This window comes from Helicobacter baculiformis, from assembly GCF_900197685.1.
Classification (GTDB): Bacteria; Campylobacterota; Campylobacteria; order Campylobacterales; family Helicobacteraceae; genus Helicobacter; species Helicobacter baculiformis.
In genome coordinates, this window is sequence record NZ_FZMF01000047.1 from 1 (window position 1) to 4,880 (window position 4,880).

The 4,880-nt window shown below is 48.4% G+C and carries 2 protein-coding genes and 1 pseudogene; all 3 read left to right on the forward strand.

The genetic code is table 11. The features are described from left to right. The first annotated feature begins 145 nt into the window (after positions 1-145). Complete coding sequence (typA, locus tag C6G87_RS06980) at positions 146-1,945, forward strand: translational GTPase TypA (RefSeq protein WP_104752800.1); 1,800 nt, start codon at positions 146-148, stop codon at positions 1,943-1,945. A 25-nt stretch (positions 1,946-1,970) separates the two neighbouring features. Beyond that, a complete protein-coding gene (locus C6G87_RS06985) occupies positions 1,971-4,310 on the forward strand; it encodes a ribonucleoside-diphosphate reductase subunit alpha (RefSeq protein ID WP_199767666.1) in 2,340 nt (779 codons plus the stop codon). After that, a pseudogene (locus tag C6G87_RS06990) lies at positions 4,307-4,880 on the forward strand (hypothetical protein); the annotation flags it as partial. The gene C6G87_RS06985 and the pseudogene C6G87_RS06990, both read left to right, overlap by 4 nt.

The following is a 4,880-nucleotide window of genomic DNA, read 5'->3' on the forward strand; positions in this document are numbered from 1 at the left end:
TGCTTGTAGGCGATTAATGGTGGGGCTATATATGCAACTCAGGGGGTTTAGCGCACGAGTGATAAATGTTTTGAGCGCTAGATAGCTAGCACCCCTTAAGTAATTTTTGGTTATACTCCGCACTTCAACAACAAGGATTTTTCAAATGCAAGAGATTAGAAACATCGCCGTTATTGCGCATGTTGACCATGGAAAAACCACTTTGGTAGATGGCTTGCTCACCCAATCTGGTACTTTTAGCGATCGCGATAAATTAGATGAGCGCATGATGGATAGCAATGTTTTAGAGAGAGAACGCGGAATCACCATTCTCTCTAAAAACACGGCTATCCACTACAAGGGGGTTAAGATCAATATCATTGACACTCCCGGACACGCCGACTTTGGGGGCGAAGTGGAGCGGGTGTTAAAAATGGTTGATGGGGTATTATTGCTGGTGGACGCACAAGAGGGCGTGATGCCCCAAACAAAATTTGTTGTCAAAAAAGCGTTGAGCTTTGGATTATGCCCCATCGTGGTGGTCAATAAGATTGACAAACCGGCCGCGCAGCCAGATAGGGTGGTGGATGAAGTGTTCGATCTCTTCGTAGCAATGGGAGCTAGCGATGCGCAATTAGACTTCCCTGTTATCTATGCCGCCGCGCGCGAAGGCTATGCTATTAGGGACTTGCATGAGGAAAAGAAAAACCTAGAACCCCTGTTTGAAACCATTTTATCCCATGTGCACGCGCCCAGTGGTGCTCTAGAAGACCCCCTACAAATGCAGGTTTTCACTTTGGATTATGATAATTATGTGGGCAAAATCGGCATTGTGCGCGTGTTTAACGGACGGGTGCGCAAGGGGGAGAGTGTGTTATTAGTCAAAAGCGATGGTTCTAAGGAGAGTGGCAAGATCACCAAGCTGATTGGCTTTTTAGGCTTGGCGCGCATGGAAATTGAAGAGGCGCGCGTAGGAGATATTGTCGCGGTGGCGGGTTTCAATGCGGTAGATGTGGGCGATAGTGTGGTGGACCCCAATAACCCCCAGCCCCTAGACCCCATGCACCTAGAAGAACCCACCATGAGCGTGTATTTTAGTATCAATGATTCTCCCTTAGCCGGCACGGAGGGCAAGCATGTTACAGCCAACAAGCTCAAAGATCGCCTTCTTAAAGAAATGCAAACCAATATCGCGATGCAATGCGAAGAGATGGGAGAGGGCAAATTTAAAGTCAGTGGGCGTGGGGAATTGCAAATCACCATTTTAGCCGAGAATCTGCGCCGTGAAGGCTTTGAGTTTAGCATTTCGCGCCCTGAAGTGATTGTCAAAGTAGAAAATGGGGTGCGTTTAGAACCCTTTGAGCATTTGGTGATTGACGCGCCTCAAGATTTTGGGGGCGTGGTCATCGAACGATTGGGCAAGCGCAAGGCGGAGATGAAAGCGATGAATCCCATTGGGGATGGTTATACCCGCTTGGAGTTTGAAATCCCTGCGCGCGGACTCATTGGGTATCGGGGCGAATTTTTGAGCGACACCAAGGGCGAAGGGGTGATGAATCATTCTTTCTTAGAGTTTCGCCCCTTTAGCGGGAGTGTAGAGGCGCGTAAAAACGGCGCATTAGTGAGCATGGAGAATGGGCAAGCGAGCGCGTTTTCTCTCTTCAATATCCAAGAGAGGGGCGCGCTCTTCATTACCCCCCAAACAAAAGTCTATGTGGGCATGGTGATTGGAGAGCACAGCCGGGATAATGACTTAGAGGTCAATCCTATCAAAACCAAGCACTTGACCAATATGCGCGCCAGCGGTTCAGACGACGCTATCAAGCTCACCCCTCCCAAGAACATGGCTTTAGAGCGCGCTTTGGAGTGGATTGAAGAAGATGAAATTTTAGAGGTTACGCCTTTGAGTTTACGAATCCGTAAAAAGGTATTAGACCCGACTGCGCGCCGCCGTGCTAAAAAATAAACACCCATTAGGAACACACATGAAAATCAAGATGGTTACCAAGCGCGATGGCAGAATAGAACCTTTGGACACGCGCAAAATCCATAAATACATCCAAAGCGCCACCCAAGGCTTAGAAGGGATCGATCGCGCGCAATTGGAATTAGAGGCACATCTTTTTACCGATAAGATGAAGACACAAGACATTGTGCAAACTTTAATCCACAAGGCTTTAGACAAGATCGACACCCATGCGCCCAATTGGAGCTTTGTCGCCGCGCGCTTGTTTCTCTACGACCTTTACCACCGCGTCAATGGGCATATGCAATACCCAAGTTTGCAAAGCTATCTAGAAAAAGGCGAGCAGGCCGGGCGCATTGTGTCCGGTTTTAAAGAGAAATTTGATCTCAATTTGTTGGATAGCGCGGTTGTGCCCGCGCGCGATCTGCAATTTAACTACTTGGGCATCAAAACACTCTACGATCGCTACTTGCTCAAGGACCAACAGGGGCATCCCATTGAATTGCCCCAACATATGTTCATGGCGATTGCGATGTTCTTAGCCCAAAATGAGAGCGAACCCAACGCGCGCGCCCTAGAGTTTTATGAGTGCTTGAGTAAGTTTGAAATGATGTGCGCCACGCCCACGCTGGCTAACGCACGCACCCCCAACCACCAACTGAGCTCTTGTTATGTGGGCTCTACTCCGGACAATATTGAGGGCATTTTTGAGAGTTATAAGGACATGGCTTTGTTGTCCAAATATGGAGGAGGGATCGGCTGGGATTTTAGCCAAGTGCGCTGTTTAGGAAGCTATATTGATGGGCATAAGAGTGCGAGCGCGGGGGTGATCCCCTTTTTAAAGATTGTCAACGATGTCGCGATCGCCGTCGATCAGCTGGGCACGCGCAAGGGGGCGATCGCGGTTTATTTAGAGATTTGGCATAAGGATGTGCTGGAGTTTATCGATCTGCGTAAAAATAGCGGGGATGAGCGTAGACGCGCTCATGATCTCTTCCCCGCACTTTGGATTTGCGACCTCTTCATGGAGCGCCTTGAACAAGATGGCATGTGGACGCTGTTTGACCCCTATGTGTGCGCGGACCTTACACAATGCTATGGCAAAGATTTTACCCAAAAATACCTAGCTTACGAGGCAGACCCGCAGATCCCCCAAGAGCAAATCAAAGCCAAAGAGCTTTGGCGCAAGATTTTAACCAATTACTTTGAGAGCGGATTGCCTTTCTTGGGCTTTAAAGACAATGCCAACCGCGCTAATCCTAATGCCCATGCGGGGATCATCCGCTCGTCTAATTTATGCACTGAAATCTATCAAAATACCGCTAGCAGTCATTACCGCGTAGAAGTGCGCTTTGAAGATCAAAGCGTGGCGTTTTTTGAAGAGGAGGATCGAGTCTGCACCGATGAGGGCATTACCAAGAAGGCTAACAAACTCTGTAGCAACGATTCATTGGGGGGCAAGAAGATTTTCATGACCTGCAAGAGCGCGCTAGGGGGGGATGTGGCGGTGTGCAATTTGGCAAGCATTAATTTGAGCAAGGTGCATAGCGATAGCGACATCGCGCGCGTGGTGCCCATTGCGATGCGTATGCTGGATAATATTATCGATCTGAACTTCTACCCCATTGCTAAGGCTAAGTACACCAATCTTAAGGGGCGCGCGGTAGGCTTGGGAGTGATGGGAGAGGCACAGATGTTAGCCTGTGCGCACATGGCATGGGGGAGTGCAGAACATGTAGAAAAGATCAACCATGTCATGGAGAAGATCAGCTATGAAGCCATCAACGCTAGTTGTACTTTAGCCCAAGAACGCGGGGCTTATAGTCTGTTTGAAGGCTCAGCGTGGAGTCGTGGAGTGTTCCCTATGGATCATGCCCGTGGGGATTTCCCCAAGCCTAGTTGTGATTGGGAGAGTTTAAAAGCGCGTGTCAAGCAACATGGCTTGCGCAATGGCTATTTGATGGCGATCGCGCCCACGAGCTCGATCTCTATTTTGGTGGGCACCACTCAGACCATAGAACCTATTTACAGAAAGAAGTGGGTGGAAGAGAATTTGAGCGGATTTATCCCTGTAGTTGTGCCCGATTTGAATTTGGACACTTGGAAGTATTACACTTCGGCCTATGACATCGACCCTAAAAAGATTGTGGAGTTAGCGGCTGTGCGCCAACGCTGGATCGATCAAGGGCAGAGCTTGAATCTCTTTTTACGTATCGAAAACGCGCATGGAAAACTCTTGCATGAAATTTACCATTTGGCATGGAAATTAGGACTCAAATCCACTTATTACTTGCGCACGGAAAGCCCTAGTTTGGAGGATAAAAGCGTGCTGGATCGTTCCTTAGAGTGCCACCATTGCCAATGAGTGCGTTATTATGTTTGAGAAACACGCTTAAACCCTATATTCCCCAAAATTGGCTACCTTTAGGGCGTAGAATTTATCGGTTATTCGTGGGACTGAACGCACAGTCCTTTTATTTTCACCCCCAAAAACGACGCGTCTTTGCAGAAATTGCCCCTCTAGCCAATGAAGACTTTATAGCAAAAAACATGGCACTTAGCCCCGTTGCGCCCAAGATGCCCATGAGTACTACCCATCTACTTGTCCCCGCTAAACCTCGTCATCAGGGTTATTTTCAGCACGACCCAAAAAGTGCTAACCCTAAAAGTCCACTTAACCCTTGGGCATTTATCCGTGTCAAAAATGAGATTCGCACCCTTGAGGCGAGCTTGTACTCTATGTTACCTGCTATTCAAAGGGGGGTGATCGGTTACCATGAATGTGATGATGGAAGTGCTGAAGTAATTTTGGATTTCTGTGCTAAGTTTCCTACTTTTGTCCCCGTGCATTATCCCTATCGTATTATCCAAGTTTCAGCCGCGACGTCCTCGGTTCGTACCCAATACCCCGTGGCTTTTCACTTGGCATCGCCAT